Here is a 26,990-nt window from a genome sequence, read left to right as displayed (position 1 = left end):
CAGCGCCTACGTTCGGTTCCATGGACGACCCAGCCCTTTACATCATCGACCGAGTCGTGCTCCGACCCGGCAGCGCACGGGCGTTCATCGACGCCTATCTCGACGAGTACGCCCCCGCGGCACGAGAACGCGGATTGACGCTGGAGCGAATCCTGGTGAGCCCGCCGGCCTGGATCGAGGACGAGACGAACACGGTCACCGCGACTTGGACCGTGTCGGGCACGGCGGCCTGGTGGGCGGCCGCGGTCCGGGCGCGCCACGATCCCGCCCCGGCGCAGTGGTGGGAATCGATGGCGCCGATGATCGTCGAGCGCACCCGGTCGATGGCGAGCCGTTCCGAGGACGTGGAAGGACTTTGCGATGTATAAGGTGACCCGCTTGCTGCACCTGACCGATCCCGGCGACGACATGGTCACAGAGGTGACGATCAAACGCATCACCGCCGCGGCCGAATCGGCCGGCGCACGGCAGTCGCTGGTCATTCGCACCCTGCCGGGAGCGCGCAATGGCGGAGATGTCCTCGCCCACTTCCAGTTCCCATCGGAAACCCGGTGGAGACGCAGCCGCGCCGCGATCGACGAGGCGATGTCCGTGCCCACGATCGGGCACATCGACGGAGTGGAGTATGTGGGCGGGTCGCCTGCGGACGGGCGCGCGGGACGGCGGTGGACATCACGCCCGCCGCGGGTATACCGGACGCTGCTGCTACGCGTGGACGCCGCGGCAGACCCGGCGGAGATCCGCCGGTTCGAGCACGCCACGCTGCAGATGCCCCGCCACATCCCCGCCATACTGGCCTGGCAGCTGAGCCCGGTGCGGCGCGCCACCGGGATGTCGCAGTGGACGCACGTGTGGGAGCAGGAGTACGCCGATGTCGACGCCCTGCTCGGGCCCTATATGAATCACCCGATCCACTGGGGGCATGTGGACCGATGGTTCGATCCGGAGTGCCCCGAGCAGATCATCAAGGACCGGGTCTGCCACAGCTTCTGCGCGATCCCGGCGCCGGTCATCGACGCGGCGCCGGTGATGCCGCCGGCCGCGGGCGAAGGCTAACGACCGAGGAAGGCCAGGACGGTGGCCTCCCATGCCTGCTTCTGCTCGATCATCACCCAGTGCCCGCAGTTGGGGAAGATGTGCACCTCGCCGTTGCGCAGGGTGCGCATCGGCAGCAGGGCCATGTCGACCGGGCTCACCCGATCGTCCCGGCCCCAGGTCACCAGCACCGGGACCGTGATCCGGCCCAGCTTCGCCCACCCCGGGACGGTGTCGGCGTTGCGGCCCGCCTCGGCCATCCGGGCCAAGGCGGCCTTGCCGTACATGCGCCGCGAATTCTCCAGGGTCGCCGGATCTGTCGCCTGCTGCCAGCGCTCCTCGATCAGTTCCTCCGTCACCAGAGCCGAGTCGTACACCATCGAGTGCAGCCAAGCTGTCAGCGCTTCACGAGTGGGGTTCTCGACGAACTCGCTCAGCCGCACGATCCCCTCCCCCGGCTGGGCGCTGAAGACGGGCGTTCCGATCCCGCCGATGGTGACCAGCCGATCGACCCGGTCGGGGTTCGCGAGGGCGAAATCCGTAGCGACGAACCCGCCCATGGAGTTTCCGACGACGCGCACGCGGTCCAAGTCCAGCCCGTCCAGGAAGGCGCCGACCGCCTGTTGCGCGGACATCATGGGGTGTGGGGCGCCGAAATCGTCGCTGACCCCGAAACCGGGAAACTCCAGCACCAGTGTGCGGTAGTGCTGCGCGAAAACCGGGACATTGGCTCCGAAGTTGCGCCATCCCGTCACCCCGGGACCGGAGCCGTGCAACAGCAGCAGGGGCGGACCGTCACCGATCTCGCGGTAACGCAGGACGCCGTGCTCGGTGGGCAGTTCACGCAACTCGGGAACTACTCGGGATTCGACTGAGGTACTCATGGCCTGAGCCTGCCACCGCCGAGACAGACTGTCCGGCAGCGTTCCCGGTGAGCGGCACACCCTTTCGAGCTGGTCGCGCCCCTGCTCAGTGCAGGCGTGGAATAGCGTCGCCGGTGGGGAGCTGTATACGGGACTCGGGCAGTTCCTGCGCCCGTACCGCCCGATCGATGCTGCGGTGCAGCGCGTCGCACCCGCGCTCCTGGTGACCGACTCCCCGATGCTGGGCCGCGATCACAGGGCAACGGCCCGCGTCACCGGTCCACTGGACCGAAGTGTGTGCGGGACTGAATTTCTCGATCAGGACACGCTGGCCGCAGCGCTCGCAATCCAGCGGGCGCATCGTCATCGCGGTCTACCAGCGCTCGGGCCGACACTGCCGTAGCGGCCGCGGAAGAAGATCAGCGGAGCCGAGTCGGAGGCGTACAGGTGCCGCACCCGGGATACCACGATCGTGTGGTCGCCCGCGGCATGCTCGGCCTCCAGCTCGGCTTCGATCCAAGCCAGGCAATCCGCGAGAATCGGCGCCCCCGCCGGCGACGGCTGCCATTCGATGCCCTGGAACTTGTCGGCGCCGCGGGTGGCCAGCTGCCGGCACACCGGCTCCTGAGCCTCGGACAGGATGTTGACCGCATAGCGGCCCGCCGCCCGCACCCGGGGCCACGAAGTGCTGGTCGCGGCTACACAGAAGGCGATGAGCGGCGGATCCAGCGACACCGAGGTGAACGAGTTCGCGGCCAGGCCCGTCGGCGCCCCGTTGTGCGGATCGATGCCCGTGATCGCGACAACGCCGGTGGCGAAGTGCCCCAGGACAGTGCGCATCAGAGCCGGATCCAGCTCCGGAAGATCCGTTCCACCCGTGTCCCGGGGCGCCTCGCGGTCGATGCCGATGGATGTCATCCCCTGCTCCTCATGGGTTGATGGACACACGCCGTGACGGTATCGGCCGGCACTACATCGGGGCCGGACCTCTCCCGTTGGCCGGAACACCCGATGCCGTGCACGCGGCAGCCGGAGACGACTTTTCCACCAGCGGGTTTCACGGCCGACCGGCGCATCGGAAATCGAACTTCGGCATCATGACGCGGTCCGATGCGGAAGGAAGATCAGATCCTCGGGGTGCGGCTCGCGCAGCATCGTCCAGTAGTCGACCAGGCGCCACGGGCACGGCACGACCGCCCGGCCCGCGCTGTTGCGGTAGTAGCCGTTGACCTGCGCACCCGGATGCACCCACACGGTTTCATCGAGCGCTTCGTCGACGCGGCGGTTGTACTCGTCCAGCGCTTCCTGTTCGACGTCCATGGCGGCATGGTCGTTCTCCAACAGGTACTGCAGGCACTCGATGATGTAGTGCACCTGTTCCTCGCCGGTGATGTTGTGCCCGGCGCCGTGGTTCGGCGCGGCGTTGGGCCCGGCGGTGACGAACAGATTCGGGAAGCCCGACGCCTGCACACCCAGGTAGGCGCGCGGGTCCTCGCCGCCCTTCCACACCTCGGCCAGGGTCCGGCCGTCCCTGCCGGTGATGTCGATCGTGGTGGTGAACTGGAGTTTGAACCCGGTGGCAAGAATGATCACGTCGGCGGGGATGAACGAGCCTTCCGTGGTGACTACGCCTTCGGGCGTCACACGCTGGAACGAGGCGCGGTGCAGGGTCACATGCTCGCGGTTGAGTGCCGCGAAGAAGCCGGGGTCCTTCACGATTCGCTTGGCATACGGGCGGAAGTCCGGGGTCAGCTTCTCGACCAGGTCGGGACGGTCCGGGAAGCTCTTGTCCAAGTACTCCAGTGCGGTGCGCAGCACCATGTCGTTGGCGGGTGACGCGGACAGGTGGGTGGCCGCCCACTCTTTGTCGATCCGCGGCAGCGGGTAGAGGTTGTCCGAGGCGAACCAGTAGGTGCGCAGCCGGAACCACTTGTCGTAGAAGGGCAGGTTGGCCATCGCCCACTTCTCGCCCGCGGGCACGTCGCCTCCGACGGTCTTCTCGGGCACCAGCCAGTGCGGGCTGCGAACGACGACATCGAGGGTGTCGACCTCGTCGACGATGCTCGCCACGACTTGCACCGCCGTGCAGCCGGTGCCCAGGACCACGACCCGCTTGCCGTGCAGGTCGATGCCGGTGTCCCATTCGGCGGTGTGCGCGATCGTGCCCGCGAAGGTGTCCAAACCCTCCACGTGGGGAATATTGGGCGCGTTGAGCATGCCGAGCGCGGTGATCACGGCGCGAGCGCGGTGACAGGTGACCATGCCGTCGCGGTCCTCGGTCACCACTTCCCAGCGGTTGTCCTCTGCCAGCCAGGTCGCCGACCGCACCCGCTTGCCGAATCGGATGTGCTCGCGCAGCCGGTACTTCTCGACCACATCGAGCAGGTAGTTCTGGTACTCGGGGCCGGTCGGATAGTAGCGGGTCCAGTTCGGGTTGAGCTCGAACGAGTAGGAGTAGTAGTGGCTGGGAGTGTCCACCGCCGCGCCGGGATAGGTGTTGCGATGCCAGGTACCGCCGATATCTTCGCGTTCTTCGAAGATGGTGAAGGGGAAACCGGCCTCTCCGAGCTTGATTCCCGCGTTGATGCCGACGATGCCCGCACCGATCACGATCACTTCGAAGTCGGCAGGCGGTGTCACCGTCACCGGGACGTGGCGTCGATCCTTGGTGAATCCGGCCTGCTCCAGCAGGATCGGCACGAACTCCGCATCCACCCGCTGAGCGGTGCAGACGGTCGCCATTCGGCGGAACAACTCGTCGTCCGGCACCCCGAGCGCGGCGACGGAATCCGGGGTGAGCACCTCGCGGGCGCGGGCGCGGATGTCGGCGGCGACGTCGTCGGGATAGGTGCCGGGCGGTACCGTCGGCCGTGTGCCGGTGCGGTAGTGGTTACCCGGCTCCTCGAGCGACAGGCGCGCGCCGAACTCGTCGAGCAGTCCGAGATCACCGGTCACGTGCACCATCGACATCAGAAGCGGCGCCGGCTCGCATTCCGCGATCGCCTGTTGCAACGCGGCTTCTCGGCCTGCGGCGGAGACGCCGGCGACGATGGTCTCGGTCATGAGCTACCTTCCGGGAGTGGCACGCCCATCCGGGCGAGCATGTCTCGTGGGTTGGAGGGCGGGCTGAGCGACAGCAGTTGCTCACCGCGCCGGGTCGCCGAGGCGGTGCACATGGCATCGTCGGAGAAGACCCAGAAGTCGCCGCGGGCGATCTGTTCGACCATGTGCTCGGCGGCCTCGAGCGGGTCGAGCCCCTTCTCCACGTTGTCCCGCTGCATCGCGGCGAACACCGCGTTGGCGGTCGGGTCGGTGGTGGGCGCGTCGCGCTGGGCCGCGAGGAAGATCTCGCTGCGGATCGAATGCGGCACCACCGCGCTGACTTGGATGGGAGCGCCGACGACCGCTAGGTCCTGCCACAGGCACTCCGTCATCGCCTGCACCGCGAACTTGCTGACGATGTAGGGCGACTGCACGGCGACGGTGTTCAGACCGCCGACCGAGGACAGGTTGGCGATGCATGCTGGGGTACCCGCCTCGATCATGCGCGGCACGAAGGACTTTAAGCAGTAGAAGACCCCGTCCACGTTGATCTGCATGAGCCTGCGCCACCGGGCGGGATCTATTTCCCACAGCAGTCCCGCCGACTCGACCCCCGCGTTATTGATCAGTAGTTCGACGCTGCCGTGCCGGGCGAAGATCGTCGCGGCCATGTCCTCGACCGCGCCCGCGTCGGCGACATCGACCCCGAAGCCCTGGGCGTTGCCGCCGTGCTCGACGATCTCCGCGGCCACACCGGCGGCGCGGTCCTCGTCGATGTCGGCGACGACGACGGTCATGCCGAGGACGCCGAGGTGGCGGGCCAGGCCGCGGCCGATTCCTGCCGCCGCACCGGTGACCACGGCCGTGCCGTGGGAGAACCGTTCTCGTGCGGTCGTGGCCATCACACTCCCTCCGGGAGGATGTGGGGGTTGGCCCATGCCGGTGGTTCTCGCCGTGGCAGTTCGGTGCGCCCGTCGAGCGACATCACCGGGGTGTTCGTCGCCCATGGGAAGTGCAAGCTGAAGGCCACCAGGCCGGTACGGCCGACGGCGGGCATCGTGCACATCTCCAGCACCGTTTGGGCGAGGTATTCGACCGGCTCGGTGTCGTAGTCCTCCGGAAGGAGCGTCGCCGCTCCCGGAGTCATGATGGCGGTCGAGGGTCCCACGGCGTTGACCGCTATGCCCTCGTCGACCAACTCCGCGGCCAGCCCCTGGGTGAAGCGGTGCAGCGCGGCCTTGACCGAGGCGTACACGACGTCGCCGGAGGTTTTGTTGTACTCGCGGAACGGCCGGATGGGGCTCAGACCGGTCGATGATCCGATATTGACGATCCAGCCGCTGCCCTGCTTGCGCAGGTGCGGGATCGCGGCGCGGCAGAGCGCGAACGGCACCTCGAGGTAGTGCTGGACGGTCCGGTGGAACGTCGCGTCGCTCATCTTCTCGATCACGCTGTAGTCCGCGAAACCCGCGTTGTTGACCAGGATGTCGATGCCGCCGAGTTCCTCGACGACCTTGTCGACAAGGCCGGCACGTTGTTCGACGTCCTCCAGGTCGGCCGGGATGGCGATCGCCCGACCGCCTGCCGCTTCGATCAGCTGCACGGTTTCCCCGAGGGAGCCGGACAGCACGTGAGTGGCGCCGTCACGGATCGACGGTCGCGGGGAGTTCGACCGGGCCGTGACGACGACGGTCGCGCCTTCTGCGGCCAAACGCTGCGCGATGGCCCGGCCTATCCCCCGGCTGCTGCCGGTTACCAGGGCGATCTTCGTCGTAAGTCGCTGTGTCATGACACCTCCAGCACGTCGCGCATCAGCTGCCAGAGCACCTCTCGCGCCGGACCGGTCAGCGAGAGGCTCGGGAAGGTCAGGAATCCGTGGAATAATCCGTCGAAACGATGAGCGGTGACCGGGACACCCGCCTCCGCGAGCCGCCGGGCGTAGTCTTCCCCCGCCGAGCACGGCGGATCCAGCTCGGCGGTCGCCACCACCGCCGCGGGCAGCCCAGCCAGCGATTCGGCCCGGCTCGGCACCAGGTACGGGCTGTCGGTGCCGTGCGGCGCGTACTGCTGCCAGTACCAGCGCATGGCCTTGGTGGTGTTGTAGTAGCCCTCGCCGTAGAGCCGGTAGGACTCGGTGGTGAAGTCGTCGTCGATCACCGGATACAGCAAGATCTGGGCGGCGATCGGCGGCCCGCCGCGGTCACGCGCGGCCAGGCTGACGGTGGCAGCCAGATTGCCGCCCGCGCTGTCACCGGCCACGGCGAGCCGACCCGGGTCGCCGCCGAACTCGGCGGCATGCGCGGCCGCCCAGGTCAGCGCCGCGTACATGTCCTCCATCGCCGCGGGGCCGGGATGCTCGGGCGCGCGCCGGTAGTCCACCGAGACGACCACGACGCCGACCGCGTCGGCCATCGATCGGCAGAATTCGTCATGGCTGTCCAGATCGCAGAAGACGAATCCGCCGCCGTGCGCGAAAACCACCACCGGCAGCGGCGCTTTCGCGTCGCGCTCGGGCACGTACACGCGCACCGCCAGATCACCGCCAGGGCCTTCGATCACCCGGTCCTCGGCGATGCGCATGCGGGGCAGGCGCGTCAGCGGCGCCCGCCGGGACACGATGAGCTCGCGCAGTTCGGCGGCCTCGTGCTGCGTCACATCCGGGAACGACTCCAGTGCCGCGAGCATGGCCTCGACATCAGGGTGCAGGTCCGGCCGTCGCCGCGAGCCCGCCGCTGGGACCCTGGCGCCGCCGAGGTCGAATCCTTTGTATCCGGCGGCGGCCACCTCCGAGCAGATGCTGTTGTAGTTGCCGAACCCGCCGATGTAAGGCATGAAGACCCGCGGCTTGCCCGGGATGTTCGCGCCCATGTACCAAGAGTTGGCGGAGGGGAACAACGTGGCCGCCGCCTTCGCGTTGCACTCGGCCACCCACTCCTCGACCGACTCCTCGGTCGCCTCGATGGTGGTGTGCCCGTGTTCGTCGAGATGGTCCAGGCAGCCCGCGATCCAGTCCACGTGCTGCTCGGCCATCAGCACCATGTTGGCCAGCACGCTGGGGCTGCCCGGACCGGCCAGGATGAACATGTTCGGGTACCCGGCGACCGCCAGCCCGAGGTAGGTCCGCGGGCCCGCCGACCAGTCCTCGCGCAATTCTCGTCCGCCGCGGCCGCGGATATCGATGCGCGACAACGATCCCGTCATGGCGTCGAAACCGGTGGCGAAGATCAGCACGTCGAGGTCGTAGGACTGCGCCGTGGTCCGCACCCCCGTCTCGGTGATCTCCTCTATCGGCGTGCGCCGCAGATTCACCAGGGTGACGTTGTCGCGGTTGTAGGTCTCGAAGTAGCCGCTGTCGGTGACGATCCGCTTGGTACCGATCGGATGGTCGTTCGGGATCAGCTGATCGGCGAGCTCCTGATCGCGCACCATCTCGCGGATCTTGGCCTCGACATACTCGCGCGCGGTGTCGTTGGCGGCCAGGTTCGTCGTCTGGTCCGGAAATGCCTTGGCGAACAGGTAGCCGCCGCGCTGCCACCACTCGTCGTAGATCCGGGTCCGCTCGGCGGCATCGATCTCCAGTGCGCCCTTGGGGTACGGGCTGTTCGGGGTGCCGCCGCCGCTGATTCTCGACAGCCTGCGCCGCTCGGCGTAGTTCGCCTTGACCTCGGCCACGAACTCCGGATCCAGCGGGCGGTTGCCCGCCGGGATCGAGTAGTTCGGCGTGCGCTGGAAGACATACAGGTGCTCGGCGTGCTCGGCGATCACCGGGATGGCCTGGATGGCGGAGGAGCCGGTGCCGATGACGCCGATCCGCTTGCCGGTGAGATCCACGGACTCGTGCGGCCATTCGCCGGTGTGGTAGACCTCCCCGCCGAAGGTGTCGCGGCCCGGGATGTCGGGCATGTTGGTCGCGGACAGCACACCGGTGGCCAGGATGCAGAAGCGCGCGGTCACGGTGCGGCCGGTGTCGGTGGAGATCGTCCACCGCTGGGCCTGCTCGTCGTAGACAGCGGCGGTCACCCGGGTCAGGAAGTCGTAAGCAGAGCGCAGATCGTGCCGGTCGGCGACGTGATCGAGGTAGCGCAGGATCTCCTCCTGCGTCGCGAACCGCTCCGACCAGGTCCACTCCTGCTGCAACTGCTCGTCGAAGGAGTAGGAGTAGTCGATGCTCTCGACATCACAACGCGCACCGGGGTACCGGTTGTGGTACCAGGTGCCGCCCACGCCTTCGGCGGACTCGAAGCCGTGCACGCGCATACCGCGGCCGCGCAGCTTGTACACCGCGTACAGGCCGGATATCCCCGCCCCGACGACGACGGCGTCGAAATCGCTGTCCTGAGTTGTCACTTGATTCACTTCCCTCGATGAGGTGATCGTCGGCTGGAGCCACACCGTAAGTCGCGCAATGCCTTCCGGAACGGCGCGCTCCCATCCAGCGGTCTTCGGGTTCCCCGAGCCGGCGGCACTGCCCGCGGCGACGCCGGGGCGGGCGGCGCACTCCCGCCCCGGCACTGGTCATCCGATGCTGGTCGCGCTCACGCGCCGACCGACTCCCCCGTGTCCGCGGCCGCCGCGGCCTTCTGCGCTTCCTTCATCTCCCGCATCCACATCCACTCGTGACCCCAGTAGCTGTCCGCGGTGATCTCTTCGGCGGTGTAGTAGCTCTCGTCGACGAGCTTGCCGCCGTAGCCGTACTCGATGTCCCAGCCGCCGGGCACCCGGACGTAGAAGGAGATCATCTTGTCGTTGGTGTGCCTGCCCAGCGTGGAGGAGACCGGGAAGTCCCGGGCCAGCACCTGGTCGTAGGCGCGGCCGACCGCGTCGAGTTCGTCGACCTCGACCATCACGTGGATCAGGCCCGGATCGCGGCCTTCCAGGCTCGGCATGATCGCCAAGCTGTGGTGGCGCTGATTGACACCCATGAACCGGATCCGCAATGGCGGGGCCTCCGGCGGCGAGGGCATCCGGAACGCGCCACGAGACAGGAAGCCCAGCGTCTCGTTGTAGAAGGCGAAGGACTCGTCGAAGTTGGTCGTCGGCATCACCACATGGCCCATGCCTTGCTGTCCTGTGACGAAACGCTGACCATACTTGGTGAGCACCGGGCTGTGCTCGAGCACCGGGCCGTGGAAGAACTCGAGCGGGGTGCCGCCGGGATCCTTCATGCTGAACCCGGCCTCGACCTTGCGCCGGTCGGCCAACTCCTGTGACATCGGGGTGGTCTCGAATCCGGCGGACCGCAGATGCTCGGCCAGCCGGCGCAGCGCGAGGCCGTCGCGAACCTCCCAGCCGACGGCGGTAACCCGGTCGACGTCACCGCGTTCGACGGTGATGCGGGCCGGCCGCTCGTCCATCCGGAAGTGCAGGGCATCCTCTTCCGGACCGAAGCCCGGCGCGAATCCCAATACCTCGAAACCGAGTTCGCGCCAGCGCTCCATATCGGTGGCGAGAACCCGGACGTAGCCGAGCCCCTTGATTTCGGTCATCGTTGCTCGTGTTCCTTTCCGAACCGGTCAGATCATCACGCGCAGCGGTCCCGGCGGGACCTCCACGCCCAGCGACGCCAGGGCAGCGGCGTGGTAGGTGGTGCTCGTGACGTGAATGGCGTGGTGCAGGCCCGCGTGGGCGTCGCGCCAGAACCGTTGCAGCGGGTTGTCCATACGCAGCGCGTTGCCACCGGCCCGGTCGAAGATCTCGTCGGCGGCGCGGACCGCGCGCCACGCCGCACGCGCCTGGTCCCGGCGCACCCGGGCGCGGGTCTCGAAGTCGATCTCCTCGCCCCGGTCGACACTGTCGTAGATGCGGTCGACGTTGGCGAGCAACTGCTGACGGGCGGCGTCGATCTCCGAGGCGGACTCACCCAGCGCGTGCAGCACGTACGGATCGTCCTTGACGACCGTGCCGGTGGCGCCGACGCGGTTGCGCTGGTAGGCGATTCCGGCGGCGAGCACGCCCTCGCAGATGCCGATGGTCGCCGAGGTGATGCCCAGCGGGAACATGGTCGACCAGGGCATCTTGTACAGCGTCTCGGTGACGCCGTACTCCTTGGCCGCGGTGCCGTCCATGACCTTCGCCGAGTCCATCACCCGGTAACTCGGGATGAAGGCGTTTTTCACGACGATGTCCTTGCTGCCGGTGCCGCGCAGCCCGACCACATCCCAGGAATCCGCCACGATCTCGTAATCCGAACGGGGCAGGATGACATGCAGGCCCTGCGGCGGCATCAGCGGCTTGCCGTCCGGGCCGCCGACCATGGCGCCGAGGAAGATCCAGTCACAGTGGTCGGTGCCCGAGGAGAACTGCCAGCGCCCGTTCATCACGTAGCCGCCGTCGGCGGGCACCGCGACCCCGCCCGGCATGTAGGGCGAGGCCTGCCAGGTGTCGCCGTCCGCGCCGAGCACCTCGTCCTGCACCTTCGGGTCGGCGAAGGCAAGCTGCCAGGGGTGCACCCCGACGATGCCGCCGACCCAGCCCGCCGAGCCGTAGATGCTCGCGGTCTTCATGACGGTCTCGGCGAACTCGCGCGGATGTGCCTCGTAACCGTTGTACTTCTTGCGCTGCAGCAGCCGGATGAGGCCGGCTTCCTTGAGCTGGGCGGCCATGCCGTCGGTCAGCCTGCCCAGCGAATCGGATTCCTCCGCGGCGGCGCGGATCTCGTCGGCGATGGCGACGATGTTGTCGAGGACGGTGTAGGACATCGGAACTCCTGGTCCGTGAAGTCTGAATGGGAGGATTGGATTGTCAGGAACCGGTGGAAGCGGCCTCGCGGTTCGCCGCCAGGTTGGGGGCGATAGCGCTGCGGCCCGCGGCCAGGTTGGCGTCCACCTCGGCCTGCCAGTTCTGCAGGGCGCGTTCGGTGTCGATTTCGAACTCGAACCGGTTGACCATCTGGGGCTTGACGTCTTCGACGTCGACGTAGAACTGCTCGTACCAGCGGCGCAGCTGATAGACCGGGCCATCCTCTTCGCACAGCAGCGGATTGTCGATGCGCGCCTTGTTCTTCCAGATCTCGACATCCTGCTCGAAACCGATGGCAATACCCCGGCCGACAGCGGCGGCCATCGCGTTGGCGGCCTCGTCGTCCATCCCGGCAGGCTTCTCCACCAGCACGCCGTACTGGAGCCGAAACGACGTCGGGGTGATCGGGTAGTGGCAGTTGATCAGGTAGATGTTCGGCTCGTCGCGGTCGGCGTACTGGGCGCTCCACAACTTGTCCACCATGTAGGAAGGACCGTAATAGGTGGCGTCGGAACGGCTCTCGGTGCTCAGGTCGGTGGTGTTCGTGCTGACCCCCACCGCGTCGGCACGCGGCCGTGAGCGCATGAGTTGGGTGGCGGTGTGCCCTTCGAAAACGTTGCGGAAATAGGTCGGCATGCCGTAGTGCACGTAGAAGAAGTGCGCCATGTCCACGACGTTGTCGACGATCTCCCGGCAGTGCGAGTCCTCCACCAGGATCGAGTTCCACACCCAATCGGTCCAGCCCGGGTCACCGTAGGTGGGGATCTCCGGGATCGTCAGCTCGGCCGGGGGCTTGCGGCCTTGCGGGTCGTTCCAGACGAACAGCTGCCCGCTGATCTCCATCGTCGGCCATGCTTTGGTGCGGGCCAGCGGCGGCACCCGCCGGGCGTACGGGATTGCCGCACACTTGCCGTCACCGCGCCAGCGCCAGTCGTGGAAAGGGCATGCGATCGTGTCGCCTTTCACGGTGCCGTGCGCCAGGTTGCCGCCCATATGGGGGCAGAAGGCGTTGAGCACGTTGATCTTTCCGTCCTCCCCGGCGAATACGACGAGCTCGGTGCCGAAAGCGGAGATCTGGTGGGGCTTTCGGTCGGCGAAGTCGCGAACCAGGCCCAGGCAATGCCAGCCACGGGCGTACCGCTCGGGTGGCAAGCCGGTGTCGATGACACGGACCCGGTCTCCGGTTGCAGGGGTGGCAGTCACGATTCCTCCTGGTCAAATGGGCTGCGACCGCAGAACTCGGCGCACTACCACCAGCTTGGCAAGCGCGATTCCCGGTGTGACGTGGATCTCCTGCTGAGTGGGACGGCGATTCCATCGGGTGCCGCCAGTCCTCAGTACTCGATCGCGATCTCGTCGCTCACCGGTTCCGCCTGGCAGGCCAGAATGTAACCCTCGGCGAGGTCGTCTTCGGTCAGGATGTCGTTGCGGGCCAGATTCACCCGGCCCTCGGTGAGTGAGCAGACACAGGCGCTGCACGCGCCCTCCCGGCACGAGTACGGTGCTTCCACGCCGGCGTCGAGCAGAGCGTCGAGCAACTTGCGTCCCGCCGTCCATGGCACCTCATGCTCGGCACCGTCGATGCGCACCCGAACCTGGGCGACCACCTCACCCCCCGCGTCCGGACCGGTGTCGGCAGTTCGGGCGGTGAACGGGTCGCTCTGCAGTGAGAGGAACCGCTCCGAGTGCACCCGGGAAGCCGGGAAGCCTTCGGCCGCGCACACCTCGGTGGTGAGATCCATCAGCGGCGTCGGCCCGCAGATGTAGACCGAGCGGTCGAGGAAGGGACGCAGGAGCAGCGACAGGGTGCGCCGAGTCGGATACCCCTGTACGGACTCCAGCACGTGGATCACCGAGAACCGGTCGGCGAACCGCTGCTCCAGCTCTCGCAGTTCGCGGCCGAAGATGACCGAGTCCTGGTCCCGGTTGGCGTAGATCAGCACCACGTCGCCGCTGCCGGCGAACAGGATCGACTTGGCGATCGCGATCACCGGGGTGATGCCGCTGCCACCGGCGACCAGCACCACCGGTTGGTCCAGCGAGGCAGGGGTGAAGGTGCCCGCGGGCGGCAGCACCTCCAACTCGTCGCCGGCCGAGACGGTGTCGCACAGCCAGTTGGAGCCGTGGCCACCCTCGACCCGCTTGACGGTGAACTTCATGGCCGCGTCGCTGTCTGGTGAACTCGACAGCGAGTAGCACCGTGCCGAGCCGGTGCCGACGTCGGGCACCCGGACGGTGAGGAATTGCCCGGCCTGGTAGCCGGTGTCCGTTCCGTCGAGCGGCTCCACGACGAAGGACCGCGCGTCGGCCGTCTCCTCGACGACCTCGAGCACCCGGACCCGACGGCCGCGCGATTCCGGCGTGATCGTCACCGAGTCCGCGAGGGCCTCCAGACCGGCACTCGTATCCGTGGACATCCGCCCTCCTGGTCGTGTCGATCATGCATGCTCCAGGTCCGGCCGGATCGGAGCACCCGGAACGCTAGGCGCGGGATCGCGGGTCCGGTCCGGAACGTCTCGCTGATCGGGAAGTTTGTGCGATTGTGACGGCGCTCTCGTGTGATCCTCGGTGCACACACGCGGTGCGGGCCGTTTGAACCGCACATGTACGTGGTAGTACCGTGACTCCCGTCACAGTGATGTGACGAGGTGCTGGGAGGTCGAGTGAGAACATCAAGTCCCGCGGGCGTGCCGGTCTCGGTCGTCGAGCGGATCGCGCTGGTATTGGAGACGTTCAACGGCGCGGGCCCGTTGACCCTCGCCCAGGTGACTTCCCGAACCGGTCTGCCCCGCTCGTCCGCGCATCGCCTGCTCGAGCAGCTCGCCACCGCCGGGTGGCTCGCTCGCTCCCCGGAGCAGACCTATGAACTCGGCGTCAAGGCTTACGAGCTGGGCCAGGCCGCGCTGAATCAGAACCGGCTGCTGCAGGGAGCGCGGCCGGTCATGCAGGCATTCGCGCACCGGACCGGCCTCACGATCCAGCTCGCCGTGGTCGACCACGGCGATACGGTCTACCTCGCCAAGTTCAACGGTCGCGCCTCCGGCCCGACTCCCACTGCCGTGGGGCAGCGAGTGCCCGCGCACCTGACCGCCGTCGGCAAGGTTCAGCTGGCGATCACCGAGACGACCCGCAATCCGCACGTCGCGCATGGGCTCGTGCGCACCGACGCCGGTGAGCTGGTCCGGCGAACGACGCAGAGCATCGCCTCCGACGCCCAGCTCGAGGACGAGTTCGCCGTCATCAGGGACCGGGGGGCTGCCTTCGATCGCGGGGAGGCGTTCTCCGGCCTCGGTTGCGTCGGCGTCTCCATCGGCCCACCGGACCACCTTTACGGCAACCTCGCCGGTCTCTCCATCTGCGCGCCGGTCACCGCGCTCGACTACCGCAAACTGGTCGGACCCGTCCGCGTAGCCGCCCGCGAGATCTGGGATCGCTGCACAGCCGCGGAGCTTGCCGCCCACCCGTAGGGACCGATAGCGGGTCCGGGCAAATGGCGCGTACACAGCTGGCACGGATCAGACGAGCAATTGCCATATGGAAAGCGGGCACAGCGCCACGATCGGCACCACCGAGGCCGCCGCTTGCGGCACCGCGCTCATAGCGCCACACCCTTTCGCCCCGCTGTGCTCGGATCAGCAGCGGACACCACGTAGATAGTGCTCGACGCCCCACTTCTCACCGAGCCTCGCGACCATGGAACCGCCGATCTGCCGCAGTGCCCAGAGATGCCTGGTTTTCAGTCTCCTCGGGTCTCCGACCACGGCAGTACATGGCCGAATTTGGCACGTAGCAGAGCCCCGATCTCGGCGATCGCGAGCATCGCTCGGGCCGAGTTCTCCGCCCGCATCAGGAAGCCGTGCAGCACACCGGGATACCGCGTGAGCGTGGTCTGCACGCGGGCATCGCGCAGCCGCGCGGCGTAGCGCTCGCCCCAGTCCCGGATCGGGTCGCCCTCGGCGGTCACCACGATCGCCTGCGGCAGACCGGAGAGGTCCGTTGCGTAAGCGGGAATCCGGTAGCAGTCCGGTGGCGTGGGGGCGCCGGTCTCGGCGAGCTCGTGCAGGTACGTGATGTCCTCGCGGAGCAGCATCGGCGCGTTGGGCATCGCCACCACCGACGCCGCCCCCATGTCGCGATCCAACCCTGGATACAGCAGTACCTGGGCGAACAGTGCCGGGCCGCCACGGTCGCGGGCCAGCAGGGTCACTCCGGCGGCGAGACCGCCCCCGGCGCTGTCCCCGGCCACCGCGAGGCGGTCGGCGTCGACACGCAGGTCACGAGCGTGCTCAGCCACCCACACGGCAGCCGCGTAGGCCTCCTCCACCTGCACCGGGGCCGGCCACTCGGGTGCCAGCCGGTAGTCCACCGCGACGACCGTCGCACCGCTGGACATCGCGAGGTTCCGTGCCAGTGGTTCGAACGATCGGTTCGAGCCCATGGCGAGTCCGCCGCCGTGCAGATACACCATCGCCGGCGCGGCGGAGTCGACCGTCGGCCGATAGACCCGCAGGTCGAGCGGACCGTAGGGCCCCGAGATGGTGACGTCCTCGATCTGGGCCATCGCGGGCATCGACTCCGGCGCCGGCATGGCCTCGACGCCCGCGCGGACCGCCTCGATGCCGCGGGAACGCATCGACGGTATCAACCCGAGCGCCGCGATGCGTGCCGCGACGTCGGGATCCAACGGGGGAACGGGCACGAGACCTCCTCATCTCGGTTCACGTAAGCGGCTCCATGTGACGTGGTCGATCCGCTCGGCCTACTACCGGACCATTCGGGGTGCGGGAAGATGTGAGGTCCTGCGTTCCGCCGTACCGCGCACGAACCGGATCGGCGACCCGCAGGCCGTCTTTCGGAAACCGGGTTGAGTGTCCGCCGATCTCGATCGTGGTACCGGTGACGACGGCGATCGGGCGCATCAACTCACGTACAGCGCTGCGGTTCTCGCGGGCGGTGACGGGCGGGCCGTGGCGCGGCGTTCGCGCTGCGGCCCGCCTGCGGTCAGGAAGCGGTGGCGTCGGCGCCGCTGAACTTGCCGGCCATGTCGGATACGGCGCGGTAGGCCATGACCATGCCGGAGCCCAGCGGCACGCCCGGGCCCGGATACACCGGCCCGGCCACCGAGGCCGCGGAGTTGCCCGCGGCGTAGAGACCGGGGATCACGGTCCCGTCGGGACGCTCAACGGCGCCGACGTGGTCGATCACCGCGCCGCCCTTGGTGCCCAGATCGCCGAGGACCAGGCGCACCGCGTGGAGACGGGATCCGTTCAGCGGCTGCAGGCATTGTTCCGGCGACGCGGCACCTACGAAGAAGCGGCCGAACGGATCCTCGCCGCGGCCGAAGTCTTGGTCGCGCCCGCGTTCGGCGAAGTCGTTGAAGCGGCGCACGGTCGCGGTCAGCCGATCAGTATCGACGCCGATCGCGGAGGCCAGTTCCGCGATGTCGCCGGCGGTGTGCCACAGGCCTGCGGCCGACAATTCCTCCCGGTTCGGCGTGGGAGCGCAGATGGCGGGCAATTCGTCACCGGTCCGGTTGTCGAAGATGTACCAGAATACGTCGCCGTGGCCCTGCCGCATCCGTTCGCGCATGGCGCGGCCCATCCGGTCGTAGGGCAGCATCTCGTTGGCGAAACGCTGTCCGGTGCCGTCGACGACGATGCCGGCCCGCAGGCCGAGGGTGAAGGCGGCGTGCCCGTTCGGGAACAGGGTGGCCGGGCACCACCACGACTGGTCCAGCAGATCTGTTGCTGCACCGACGGATTCGACCAGCGAAAGAGCGTCGCCGGAGCCGGTGTCGGGGTGCGAGGAGGTCCAGTCGGCGCTGGGCATGTCTTGCCACTTCGCGCGCAGCTGCGCCGACCGCTCGAAACCGCCCGCGGCCAGCAGCACCCCGGCACGTGCCCGGATGCGGGATTCGGTGCTGTCCGGGCCGGTGACGACGACGCCGGTGACCCGGCCTTCCTCGTCCTGCACCAGTCCGGTGACGCGGGTGCGCAGCTTCAGCTCGGCGTGGCCGGAACTGTCGAGGGCGAGCAGCATCCTGGCGATCCAGGCCTGGCCGCCGTCGAGCACAGACTGGTCCATCTGGATGCCGAACTGGTCGACAGGCACCATCGGCCGGATGTCGCCGAGCCGGTCACCGACCTCCTCCGCCGAGATCGGGTGCGCGAAGATGCTGCGGCCGTTGGCGCTGCGCCCCGGCGCGTCGAAGTAATCCGGGAAAGGGCGGTGCTCGAGCGGGATGCCGATCGTGTTCTCCAGGAAGTCGGCGACGACCGGGCCGGTCTGCAGGTAGGCGCGCTGCACCTCGGGCCGGGTGCGGTCACCGACCAGGGCCGAGAAGTAGGCCAGGCCCTTCTCGACGGAGTCCTCGACGCCTTGCCGGGCCAGCACGTGGTTGCCCGGAATCCACACGCTGCCACCGGAATACGCCGACGTGCCGCCAAAACGATCGGTCTTCTCGAATACGCAGGTGGACAGACCGCGATGGGTCGCGGCCAGCGCTCCGGCCAGGGCGGCGGCACCCGAGCCCACCACTACAACGTCATAGGTACTGCCCCAGGTCATCGTCGACTGCACTCCATCTCTGCGTTCGGTGTGAACGGCGTCACGCTAGCCCGCGCGCGGCGCCGTCCCACCGGGCCATCCCGCTCAGCGGTCGGGCTATTCCGGCGCAGGGCTGGCGATCTCGATCAGGTGGCCGTCGGGATCACGGACCTTGCCGATGGTGCGTCCGCCGAAGCTGGCGGACGTCGTGGCGGGCATCTCCTCGGTGCCCCCGTGCGCACAGGCCGCGGCCAGCAGGCCGACCACATCCGCGGTGTTGAGCACCAGTTTCACGAACATCGTGCCGTGCTCGACCGGCGCGGGATCACCATGCGGTGCGATGAGTTCGACACCCGCCCTCCCCGCGCGCAGAATCACCGCGTCGAACGTGCCGGTGGAGAACCCGCTCTCGCGGGCGAAACCGCAGCCGGCGGTGTAGAACTCGGTGGACCTGGCGAGGTCGGTGACCCGGATCGCGGTGAGCGAGAGGGTGACCGGCGCTGTGGGCGTGCCATTCATCGGGTCTGCGATCCGCCGTTGAAATCGAGGGTCTGCCCGGTCATCCCGCCGGCCTCGTTCGACGCCAGATACGCGCAGAACGCTCCGACCTCGAAGGGGTCGCCCAGCCGGCCGATCGGGATCCCCGCGATCAGCCGCTCGAGCTGCTCAGGCGACATCTTCTCCGCCAGATTCGCCTGCAGGCCGAGGGCGACGATGTTCGCGGTCACGCCGAACTGGCCGGTCTCGGCGGCGAGGTGACGGATGAAGCCCTCGATGCCGCTCTTGCCGGTCGCGTACATCGAGTAATTGATGTTCTGCCCGGTGCGTGCCGACCCCGACGAGATCTGCACGACGCGACCCCAGCCGTTGTCGCACATACCGTCGATGACCGCCTTGATGCAGTTCAGTGCGCCGTAGATGTTGAGGTTGATCGACGGCGGCCACTGTTCGGGGTCCAGTTGCCGGAAGGGCTTGATGACACGGTCCTCGGCGATGCCCGCGTTGTTCACCAGAATGTCGACGTGGTGGCCGAATTCAGCTTCGGCAGAGCGCACCGCGTCCACCGTCGCCTGGTAGTCCGTGACGTCGAAGGGCCGGGCGATGGCCTTGCGCCCTTCGGCTGTGATGGCCTTGGCCACTCGCTCCGCGCGATCAGCGAAAAGGTCGTTCACCACGACTGTCGCCCCTTGGCGCGCGAGCACCATCGCGATCCCCTCGCCCACGCTCTGGCCCGCGCCTGTGACCAGGGCAATCCGTCCGTCCAACTCGAACACGAGTTCACCTTTCGATCGATTCCGCCACCGAATCGCAGGGTGGCGTCCTGCCTCCGCCCACTCTCCGAGGCCTAGGGCCAGATTGTCAATCATTATTGGATTTTATTTTGGATCCAATCTGCTACGGTGCCCGTATGACGCCAGACAATCCGGCCGAAACGCCGCCCGAGCCGCCGGTTCTGACCGACTTCACCGACGGTGTCGCGCAACTCACCTTGAACAACCCTCGCCGCAAGAACGCCATCACCCTGGAGATGGCCGCGCTCATCGGCGACTTCTGCGCCCGGGTGGAGACCGATCCCGGCATAGGCGCGGTCGTGGTGCGCGCTGCAGGCTCATACTTCTGCAGCGGCGCCGACACCAGGGACCTGGCGACCTCCTCGGCCGACCCCGCCTCGCCGGAAGCGGTGAGCCGCACATCCGCGGTCTACGGGGCCTTCGTGCGAGTGGGCATGCTGCCGGTCCCGACCATCTCGCGGGTAGTCGGCGGCGCCGTCGGCGCCGGGCTCAACCTCGCGCTGGCCACCGATCTCATGGTGGTCACCCCGCAGGCGCGGCTGGAGAGCGGATTCCTCGCCCGCGGCATCCACCCGGGCGGCGGGCACCTGGCCCTGCTCGGCCGAGCCGTCGGCTGGTCGAGCACCATAGCGCTGGCCGCCTGCGGCCTCTCGCTGTCCGGCACCGAGGCCGTCGCCCGCGGGCTGGCCCACCTGGCCGTCGACGAGTCCGAATTGGACGCGCGCATCGCCGAGCTGACCGCACCGGCCGCCACCGATGCGGAGCTCACCCGCCGGATCATGAACAGCGCCCGGCTCGAGCTCGGCCCTCCTGCGGTCAGCTGGTCGTCGGCCCTGGAAATCGAGCGGGGCGTGCAGATGTGGTCGATGTCGCGCAAGGGCGAGGGCTCTTGGTCGTCACGGGGACCGGGCCGATGACCGCCGTCGTCACCGATTCGGTCATCGACGACGCCGCCCTGCGGCGGCTCCGTGACGAGGTCCGCGCCTTCTTACGCACGGAACTCGACACCGGTGCCTTCTCCCCCGCGCCGGACAACTGGATGAGCGGCTTCGACCCGGCCTTCAGTGCCCGGCTGGGCGCGCGCGGCTGGCTCGGCATGACACTGCCGCGCCGGTACGGCGGGCACGAGCGGCCGCTGCTGGAACGCTTCGTGGTCACCGAGGAACTGCTCGCCCACGGCGCGCCGGTCGCCGCGCACTGGGTGGCCGACCGACAGATGGCGCCCGGCATCCTCGCCAACGGCACCGAGGAGCAGAAGCAGCGCTACCTGCCCGGCATCGCCGCGGGCGAACTGTTCTTCGCCATCGGAATGAGCGAGCCCGACGCCGGCTCCGACCTCGCCGCCGTGCGGACCAAGGCGATCGAACACCCCGACGGCTCGTGGACGATCAGCGGCACCAAGGTCTGGACCACCGGCGCGCACGTGGCGCATGCGATGGTCTTGCTCGCCCGCACCGACGGCGGCCCGGGCGACCGCCACGCCGGCCTCTCCCAGTTCCTGGTCGACCTGGACCATCCGGACATCGAGGTGCGCCCGCTGCGCAGCATCGATGGCGGCGCGCATTTCAACGAGGTCGTCTTCCACGACGCGCACGTCACCGCGGCCGCCCTGCTGGGCAGGCGCGGCGAGGGCTGGGCACAGGTGATGAGCGAACTGGCCTTCGAGCGCTCCGGCCCGGAGCGCTACCTGTCGACCATGCCGCTGCTGCGCGCCTGGGCGGCCGAACTGCGGCGCACCGGCGCCACCGAGCAGCAGCGGGTCACCCTCGGTGCGCTCACCGCCCGCGCTTGGGGGCTGCGCCGGATGTCTCTGGCGGTCACCACCGAGCTCACCGCCGGGCGCAAGCCCGACGTGCTCGCGGCGATGGTCAAGGATCTCGGCTCCACCTTCGAGGGCGACGTGGTCGAGGCGATCCGCGCGTGCACGGACGTCACACCGCGCCGCGAGGGCGGTGACCCGTTCGCCCGGCTGCTCGCGACCGGGATTCTGCACATCCCGGCGTTCACCCTACGTGGCGGCACGAACGAGATCTTGCGCGGAATCGTCGCGCGCGGAATGGGTTTGCGATGACGCACTGGAACACCGAATTGATCGAGGCGGTCGCCGTGATGGCCGAGCGCGTCGGGATCGACACCACCACCCCCGCCGCGGGAACCGACGGCGCGCTGTGGGCCGCCCTCACCGAGGCGGGCTTCACCGAGATCGGCATCCGGGAAGAGCACGGCGGCAGCGGCGGCAGCACGGCCGACGCGCTGTCGGTGGTGCACGCCGTCACCGCGCGGGGCGCGCTCACGATGCTGCTCGAGCACACGATGCTGGCCGGCCGCCTAATCGCCGAGTGCACCGGCAGCCCGGCGAGCGGTCCCGCAACCCTCGCTGTCGCAGGAGACCACTGCACCGCGCGCGACACCACCGGGGGCACGGTGCTCGACGGCACCGTCACCGGCGTGGTCCACGGGTCCGACGCCGCCATACTGGTGGTGCTACTACCCGCGCCCGGTGCGGGCGAGCGGCCGTCGGTCGCGATCATCGCGGCCGACGCGCCCGGTGTCACCGTGGAGCGCGGCAGTGACCTGCTCGGCGCCTCGGTCGATGACTACCACTTCGAGGCGACCCCGGTCCAGCTGCACGAATCAACTTTTTCCATAGAAGAATTGAACGAGCGTGGCGCGCTGTCCTACGCGGTGGCGCTGACCGCTGCGGCGGGTGCGGTTCGCGATCGAACACTGCGCTATGCCGCCGAACGGGTCCAGTTCGGCCGCCCGCTCGCCAAGTTCCAGGCCATCCAGCAACGGCTTGCCGGGCTCGCCGCGCTCACCGCGTTGATGGAGGCGGCGACCGAGGCCGCCATGACCCACGACGCCGCGAGCGAGGATTCCGCGGCACGGCGCAGCGCGATCGCGGCTGCCAAAGTGGTGACCTCCGCGTCGGCCCGGGAAGTTGCCGCCGCCGGGCACCAGATCCACGGGGCCATCGGCTTCACCTCCGAGCACATGCTCGGGCGCTCCACCACCGCGTTGTGGAGCTGGCGGGACCGCTACGGTTCGGAGCGGTATTGGGCCGAGGTGCTGGCCGGGCAGATTCTCGATGGAGGCGCCGATCCGTGGGAGCTGATCACCGGTACCGATTCGACCGGAGCCGTTGCCGCAGAGAGGACTTCACGATGAGTGTCACCACCACCGACGAGACGGGCGTCGCCGGCCGCGCCGCTTGGCGCGCAGCGGACACCGCGACCGCAAACGGCGTGCTGAGCGGGCTACGCGTGCTGGATCTGAGCCGCGTGCTGGCCGGCCCGTACACCGCGCAGATGCTGGCCGACCAGGGCGCCGAGGTGATCAAGGTGGAGGGGCCCGGCGGCGACGAGACCCGCGGCTGGGGGCCGCCGTTCGTCGATGAGGGCGCCAGCAGCGCGTACTACGCCAGCCTCAACCACAGCAAGGACAACATCGGTCTCGACCTGCGCACCGACGAAGGGCGCGATATCCTCGCACACCTGCTCGCCGGCGCTGACGTTGTGATCGAGAACTTCAAGGCGGGCACCATGGCGCGTTGGGGGTTCGATTTCGAGACGGTGCTGGCACAGCGGCATCCGCGCCTGATCTACTGCCGCATCACCGGTTTCGGCGTGGACGGGCCGATGGGCGGGCTGCCCGGTTACGACGCGGTGTTGCAGTCCTTCGGCGGACTGATGAGCATCAACGGCTACCCGGACGGCAATCCGCTGCGGGTGGGGGTGCCGATCGTCGACATCGTCACCGCCAACTTCGCGGTCAACGGCATCCTGCTGGCGCTGCTCGAACGCGAGCGCAGCGGCCGGGGCCAACTGGTCGATCTGGCGCTGCTGGATTCGGTCATCTCCCTCCTGCATCCGCACGCGGCCAACTGGGTCGCCAGCGGCAACGTGCCGCAGCGGACCGGGGACTTCCATCCGACGGTGGTGCCGTACCAGGTATTCCGTGCCGCCGACGGCGACTTCTTCGTCAGCGCGGCCAACAATCGTCAGTTTCGTTCACTCGCCGAGACTCTCGGGGTGCCCGAACTCGCAGATGACCCGCGCTTCACCACCAACGGGCAGCGCTACGCCCACCGTGAGGAACTCGTCGCGATCCTGGCCGAACGGATCGCACCGTGGTCGCGGAAGGAACTGGCCCTGCGACTCGAGCAGGTCGGCGTGGCCGCCGCGCCGGTCAACACCGTGGACGAGGCGCTGCAGGCCCCGCAGACGCGCCATCGCGGCCTGTTCCTCGAGACGAAGGACTATCGAGGTGTCGGTGTACCGGTCAAGCTGAGCCGATCACCGCACCGCACCCCGCGCCCCGCTGTGCCGCGCGGCGCCGACACCGCGGGCGTGCTGAGCGCCATGGGCTACAGCGCCGAGCGGATCGCCGCGCTGCGGGCAGCTGGTATCTTCGGAGACCCGTGAGCGAGCGAGCCGAGAGCACGGCAACGGATGGAGTGCGGGACGTCGGACGGGCAACCGGCCGGGTCGTCGAGGAAATCGAGCGCCTGATCGTGTCCGGGGAATTGTTGCCCGGCCAGCCGATCCGCCAAGTCCTGATGGCCGAGCGGCTCGGCGTCAGCCGGTTGCCGATCCGGGAGGCGCTGCGCCATCTCACCGCCGAGGGTTTGGTCGAGCACGAGCCCAACGTGGGCTACACAGTGGCGCGTCTACAACAGTCGGACTTCGACCAGATCTACCTCATGCGTGCCGCGCTCGAGCCCGAGGTGCTGCGGTCGCTGCCGCCGTTTCCAGAAGCCGCCCTCGCCGAGGTCAGCCGGGCCGCCGAACTGGTGGTCTCCGCCGCCGAGCAAGGCGACGTGCTCGCCATGCGGCTGCACAACCACGCCTTCCACTTCGCGATCTTCGAGCGATCGCCACTGAACCTGGTGGTCGCCGAGATCCGGCGGCTGTGGACGCTGGCCATGCCGTACCACGCCGCCTACCTCTACGATCCGGCCGCCCGCGCCCGCGTGGTGGCCGAACACGACCAGATGATCGAAGCGCTCGCCCGCCACGACAACGAGCGGCTCGTCGAGTTGATGAACGAGCACCGCCGAGGTGGGGAGACGAGCACCGGGATCATGTTGCGCGCCACGCGCACAGCTACGGCTCACCCGGCCGATCCCACCGTTCCCGAGGAGTAGAGCAGTGACTGTTCCGACCGAGCATCCGCCGTACCGCTTCGCCTGGGATCCCGATGTCGCCATGCTCGTCGAACGGATCGAGCGCAACGCCGCGGCCCCGGCGCGCACCGTCGGTGTCGAGGCGGTCCGACGTTCGCTCGAGTCCATCGTGCGCCCGCCCGGCCCGGAGATGGCGGCGGTACACGACACGGTGGTCGATGGTCCACACGGCACCATTCCGCTGCGCGTCTATCGCCCGTACGCGGCCCCGAAGACGGGGGCGCCCGCACTCGTCTGGTTCCACGGCGGCGGCATGATCATGGGCACGCTGCGCTCCTTCGACCGGCTCGCCCGCGATGTCGCCCACGTCACCGGTGCGGTGGTGTTCAACGTCGAGTACCGGCTCGCACCCGAGCATCGCTACCCCGTCGCCAACGACGAGGCCTACGCGGCACTGGGCTGGGTGAGCGCGAACGCCGCGGCTTGGGGCGTCGACGCCGCCCGCATCGGCGTCGGCGGCGACAGTGCGGGCGGCGGCCTGGCAGCGGCGACCGCGCTGCGCAGCCGGGACCTGGCCGGGCCCGCCATCGCCCAGCAGGTGCTGTTCTATCCCGGCGTCGAACGACGCACAGAGCGTCCGTCGATGCGCGAGTTCGGCGATTCCCCCTTTCTCACCGCTGCGGACATCGACTGGATGAAGGGCTTGTATCTGGGCGAGGACCCAGCCGCCGACGACGCCTATGGCGTACCCGCGCTGGCGAATTCGCTCGCGGATCTGCCGCAGGCCATCATCGCCGTCGGCTACGGCGATCCGATCCGCGACGCCGTCGAGGCCTACGGCGACCGGCTGCGCGACGCCGGCGTACCCACCGCACAGCTGCGCTACCCGGGCGTGGGCCATGGCTTCGCTATGCAGACCGCCTCGGTCGCCCGCGCTCGGGCGGCGATGGCCGAGGTCGGTGCCCTGGTGGCGGCGCGTTTTCGGCAGGCGTAACCGGCGCGACAACATGACACCGGCCCCGGAGCGGATGCTCCGGGGCCGGTGTCATGTTGTGCCCGATGCTCAGCCGCGCACCGGCGCCAGGAGCTTCTTGAGCGGAACGGTGTTGTCGGACAGAACCTCTGGACCGGGACGATGGCCCTTGCCGAGCGCTGACCGCAATGCCACGAAGTCTGCCGGAGAATTCAAGCATTCGGCGGCGATCAGCACGTCATCGGTGAAGTACAGCGCGACCCGGCGACGCGGGCGATCCGGGTCCACCCGCACCAGCATCGAAGTGTGGCCACCGATGAGACCCGTGATCTGCAACTTGTGATCGCCTTGATCGGACCAGAACCACGGGGCGGCCCGATCCGGGACCGCCCTGCCCAGCAATACCGCCGCTGCGGTGTTGGCCTGCTCGACCGCGTTGTCCACCGACTCGAGCCGGTAGCGGCTGCCGGTGCTGGACACGTGAGTGGTGCAGTCACCCACCGCCAGCGTCCACCCGTCGGAGGCCAGGCACCGCTCGTCGACGACGATTCCGCCATCGCATTCCAGCCCGAACTGTTCGGCCAGCTCGGTGCGCGCTTCGGCCCCGATCCCCACCAGCACGGTCACGGCCGGTATCTCACGGCCGTCATCGAGCCGCACCGCGCGAATCCCGTTGTCCCCGTGCAGGATCTCCACCGGAGCCGCGCCCAGCACGACCTCGGTGCCCATCGCGCGATGGGCGGCGAGCAGGACACCGGCCGTGTCCGGGCCCACCGCGCGAGCGAGCAGCCGCTCACCCGCCTCGATCACGGTTACCTGCGCCCCCAGTGCCCGCGCGGTGGCGGCGACCTCCAAGCCGACGAACCCGCCGCCGACGACGACCATGGGCCCGGCCTGCACCCGGGTGGCGAGCGACCGGGCGTGGTCCAGGTCTCGCAACACCAACACGTCGGGATGGTCCGCGCCCGGCAGCGTCAACCGCCGCGCCCGCGCCCCCGTCGCCAGCACCAGCCGGTCGAACCGCCGGATGAGGCGCTCGCGGTACCGGGAGAACTCCACCTGCACTCCCGCCGGGGTCCGCTCGAGTTTCTCCACCCGCGCCCCGGTGATCAGTTCGATCTTCTGGTCCGCGTAGTGGGCGGCGCCGCGCAACAGCACCGAGTCACTGCTCGCCTCGCCCTTCAGCCATGCCTTGGACAGCGGTGGCCGCTGGTACGGAAGGTGTGGTTCGTGCGAGATCAGTGTGATCTCTCCGGTGTAGCCCTCGGCGCGGAGGCGATCGGCGAGCTGCACACCAGCGTGCGAGGCCCCGACGACCACGACGCTGTGCGGCGCCGACGCCTCCGCACCAGGAATGTCCTGCGCTGCGGTCATCG

At 68.7% G+C, this 26,990-nt stretch carries 23 protein-coding genes and 2 pseudogenes; 9 read left to right on the top strand and 16 right to left on the bottom strand.

What is annotated here, in order from left to right:
* Nucleotides 1-20 precede the first annotated feature (20 nt).
* Both ABZ552_RS22505 and ABZ552_RS22500 read left to right on the top strand, forming a co-directional pair.
* Complete coding sequence (locus ABZ552_RS22505; RefSeq protein ID WP_039798577.1) at nucleotides 21-368, top strand: hypothetical protein; 348 nt, start codon at nucleotides 21-23, stop codon at nucleotides 366-368.
* Nucleotides 361-1,056 carry a Dabb family protein gene (locus tag ABZ552_RS22500; protein ID WP_281880296.1) on the top strand — a complete coding sequence of 232 codons (696 nt, stop codon included), beginning with the start codon at nucleotides 361-363 and terminating at the stop codon, nucleotides 1,054-1,056. The genes ABZ552_RS22505 and ABZ552_RS22500 overlap by 8 nt, the downstream gene beginning before the upstream one ends.
* Here the strand turns inward: ABZ552_RS22500 and ABZ552_RS22495 are convergent.
* The 11 genes and pseudogenes from ABZ552_RS22495 to ABZ552_RS22445 form a co-directional block, all read right to left on the bottom strand.
* Nucleotides 1,053-1,919, bottom strand: coding sequence for an alpha/beta fold hydrolase (locus ABZ552_RS22495; RefSeq protein ID WP_281880295.1), 867 nt, complete (start codon nucleotides 1,917-1,919; stop codon nucleotides 1,053-1,055). The two genes, ABZ552_RS22500 and ABZ552_RS22495, sit on opposite strands and share 4 nt — an antisense overlap.
* Nucleotides 1,920-2,261: 342 nt before the next feature.
* Entirely contained in the window at nucleotides 2,262-2,816 is a 555-nt protein-coding gene (locus ABZ552_RS22490; protein ID WP_281880292.1) for a flavin reductase family protein, read from the bottom strand.
* Nucleotides 2,817-2,993: 177 nt separating this feature from the next.
* Nucleotides 2,994-4,961 (bottom strand): NAD(P)/FAD-dependent oxidoreductase, encoded by a 1,968-nt coding sequence (locus tag ABZ552_RS22485; RefSeq protein ID WP_281880290.1) that lies wholly within the window; start codon nucleotides 4,959-4,961, stop codon nucleotides 2,994-2,996.
* Nucleotides 4,958-5,842, bottom strand: a complete 885-nt coding sequence (locus ABZ552_RS22480; RefSeq protein ID WP_281880289.1) for an SDR family NAD(P)-dependent oxidoreductase — start codon at nucleotides 5,840-5,842, stop codon at nucleotides 4,958-4,960. Before ABZ552_RS22480 ends, ABZ552_RS22485 begins: the two co-directional genes overlap by 4 nt.
* Nucleotides 5,842-6,729: an SDR family NAD(P)-dependent oxidoreductase gene (locus ABZ552_RS22475; RefSeq protein ID WP_281880288.1), complete on the bottom strand. Its 888-nt coding sequence runs from the start codon at nucleotides 6,727-6,729 to the stop codon at nucleotides 5,842-5,844. The genes ABZ552_RS22480 and ABZ552_RS22475 overlap by 1 nt, the downstream gene beginning before the upstream one ends.
* Nucleotides 6,726-7,463: pseudogene (locus ABZ552_RS22470) on the bottom strand (alpha/beta hydrolase); the annotation flags it as partial. The gene ABZ552_RS22475 and the pseudogene ABZ552_RS22470, both read right to left, overlap by 4 nt.
* A 228-nt stretch (nucleotides 7,464-7,691) precedes the next feature.
* A pseudogene (locus tag ABZ552_RS22465) lies at nucleotides 7,692-9,287 on the bottom strand (NAD(P)/FAD-dependent oxidoreductase); the annotation flags it as partial.
* Nucleotides 9,288-9,475: 188 nt separating this feature from the next.
* On the bottom strand, nucleotides 9,476-10,426 hold the full coding sequence (locus ABZ552_RS22460; protein WP_281880287.1) for a VOC family protein: 951 nt from the start codon (nucleotides 10,424-10,426) through the stop codon (nucleotides 9,476-9,478).
* Nucleotides 10,427-10,453: 27 nt separating this feature from the next.
* Nucleotides 10,454-11,638 (bottom strand): acyl-CoA dehydrogenase family protein, encoded by a 1,185-nt coding sequence (locus ABZ552_RS22455; protein ID WP_281880286.1) that lies wholly within the window; start codon nucleotides 11,636-11,638, stop codon nucleotides 10,454-10,456.
* Between the two features lie 43 nt (nucleotides 11,639-11,681).
* The gene (locus tag ABZ552_RS22450; protein ID WP_281880285.1) at nucleotides 11,682-12,881 is read right to left on the bottom strand and encodes a Rieske 2Fe-2S domain-containing protein; all 1,200 of its coding nucleotides are present in this window, start codon (nucleotides 12,879-12,881) and stop codon (nucleotides 11,682-11,684) included.
* A 131-nt stretch (nucleotides 12,882-13,012) separates the two neighbouring features.
* The gene (locus tag ABZ552_RS22445; protein WP_281880284.1) at nucleotides 13,013-14,095 is read right to left on the bottom strand and encodes a ferredoxin--NADP reductase; all 1,083 of its coding nucleotides are present in this window, start codon (nucleotides 14,093-14,095) and stop codon (nucleotides 13,013-13,015) included.
* A 246-nt stretch (nucleotides 14,096-14,341) separates the two neighbouring features.
* Here ABZ552_RS22445 and ABZ552_RS22440 point away from each other — a divergent pair, with 246 nt between their 5' ends.
* Nucleotides 14,342-15,145, top strand: coding sequence for an IclR family transcriptional regulator (locus ABZ552_RS22440; protein WP_281880283.1), 804 nt, complete (start codon nucleotides 14,342-14,344; stop codon nucleotides 15,143-15,145).
* Nucleotides 15,146-15,414: 269 nt separating this feature from the next.
* Here the strand turns inward: ABZ552_RS22440 and ABZ552_RS22435 are convergent, their stop codons facing one another.
* The 4 genes from ABZ552_RS22435 to ABZ552_RS22420 all read right to left on the bottom strand — a co-directional run bounded on the left by ABZ552_RS22435 (nucleotide 15,415) and on the right by ABZ552_RS22420 (nucleotide 19,498).
* The gene (locus tag ABZ552_RS22435; RefSeq protein ID WP_281880282.1) at nucleotides 15,415-16,377 is read right to left on the bottom strand and encodes an alpha/beta hydrolase; all 963 of its coding nucleotides are present in this window, start codon (nucleotides 16,375-16,377) and stop codon (nucleotides 15,415-15,417) included.
* A 302-nt stretch (nucleotides 16,378-16,679) separates the two neighbouring features.
* Nucleotides 16,680-18,245: an FAD-dependent oxidoreductase gene (locus ABZ552_RS22430; RefSeq protein WP_357439509.1), complete on the bottom strand. Its 1,566-nt coding sequence runs from the start codon at nucleotides 18,243-18,245 to the stop codon at nucleotides 16,680-16,682.
* A 96-nt stretch (nucleotides 18,246-18,341) separates the two neighbouring features.
* The gene (locus ABZ552_RS22425; protein WP_281880280.1) at nucleotides 18,342-18,743 is read right to left on the bottom strand and encodes a VOC family protein; all 402 of its coding nucleotides are present in this window, start codon (nucleotides 18,741-18,743) and stop codon (nucleotides 18,342-18,344) included.
* A complete protein-coding gene (locus ABZ552_RS22420) occupies nucleotides 18,740-19,498 on the bottom strand; it encodes an SDR family oxidoreductase (RefSeq protein WP_281880279.1) in 759 nt (252 codons plus the stop codon). Before ABZ552_RS22420 ends, ABZ552_RS22425 begins: the two co-directional genes overlap by 4 nt.
* A gap of 134 nt (nucleotides 19,499-19,632) precedes the next feature.
* Between ABZ552_RS22420 and ABZ552_RS22415 the strand changes: the two genes are divergently transcribed.
* The 6 genes from ABZ552_RS22415 to ABZ552_RS22390 all read left to right on the top strand — a co-directional run bounded on the left by ABZ552_RS22415 (nucleotide 19,633) and on the right by ABZ552_RS22390 (nucleotide 25,635).
* The gene (locus tag ABZ552_RS22415) at nucleotides 19,633-20,433 is read left to right on the top strand and encodes an enoyl-CoA hydratase-related protein (protein ID WP_281880278.1); all 801 of its coding nucleotides are present in this window, start codon (nucleotides 19,633-19,635) and stop codon (nucleotides 20,431-20,433) included.
* Complete coding sequence (locus ABZ552_RS22410) at nucleotides 20,430-21,587, top strand: acyl-CoA dehydrogenase family protein (protein ID WP_357439505.1); 1,158 nt, start codon at nucleotides 20,430-20,432, stop codon at nucleotides 21,585-21,587. Before ABZ552_RS22415 ends, ABZ552_RS22410 begins: the two co-directional genes overlap by 4 nt.
* Complete coding sequence (locus ABZ552_RS22405; RefSeq protein ID WP_357439502.1) at nucleotides 21,584-22,684, top strand: acyl-CoA dehydrogenase family protein; 1,101 nt, start codon at nucleotides 21,584-21,586, stop codon at nucleotides 22,682-22,684. The genes ABZ552_RS22410 and ABZ552_RS22405 overlap by 4 nt, the downstream gene beginning before the upstream one ends.
* Complete coding sequence (locus tag ABZ552_RS22400) at nucleotides 22,681-23,940, top strand: CaiB/BaiF CoA-transferase family protein (protein ID WP_357439499.1); 1,260 nt, start codon at nucleotides 22,681-22,683, stop codon at nucleotides 23,938-23,940. Before ABZ552_RS22405 ends, ABZ552_RS22400 begins: the two co-directional genes overlap by 4 nt.
* On the top strand, nucleotides 23,937-24,662 hold the full coding sequence (locus ABZ552_RS22395; protein ID WP_281880274.1) for a GntR family transcriptional regulator: 726 nt from the start codon (nucleotides 23,937-23,939) through the stop codon (nucleotides 24,660-24,662). Before ABZ552_RS22400 ends, ABZ552_RS22395 begins: the two co-directional genes overlap by 4 nt.
* Before the next feature lie 61 nt (nucleotides 24,663-24,723).
* Entirely contained in the window at nucleotides 24,724-25,635 is a 912-nt protein-coding gene (locus tag ABZ552_RS22390) for an alpha/beta hydrolase (protein ID WP_357439562.1), read from the top strand.
* 69 nt (nucleotides 25,636-25,704) lie between these two features.
* On the opposite strand, the gene ABZ552_RS22385 is transcribed toward ABZ552_RS22390, so the two are convergent.
* Nucleotides 25,705-26,988, bottom strand: coding sequence for an FAD-dependent oxidoreductase (locus ABZ552_RS22385; RefSeq protein ID WP_357439496.1), 1,284 nt, complete (start codon nucleotides 26,986-26,988; stop codon nucleotides 25,705-25,707).
* Between the last annotated feature and the right edge of the window lie 2 nt (nucleotides 26,989-26,990).

The organism is Nocardia sp. NPDC019219, from assembly GCF_040632645.1.
In the GTDB taxonomy this organism is placed as follows: Bacteria; Actinomycetota; Actinomycetes; order Mycobacteriales; family Mycobacteriaceae; genus Nocardia; species Nocardia sputorum.
Note: the sequence above shows the minus strand (reverse complement) of the source record. Positions and strands in the feature narration are given on the sequence as shown.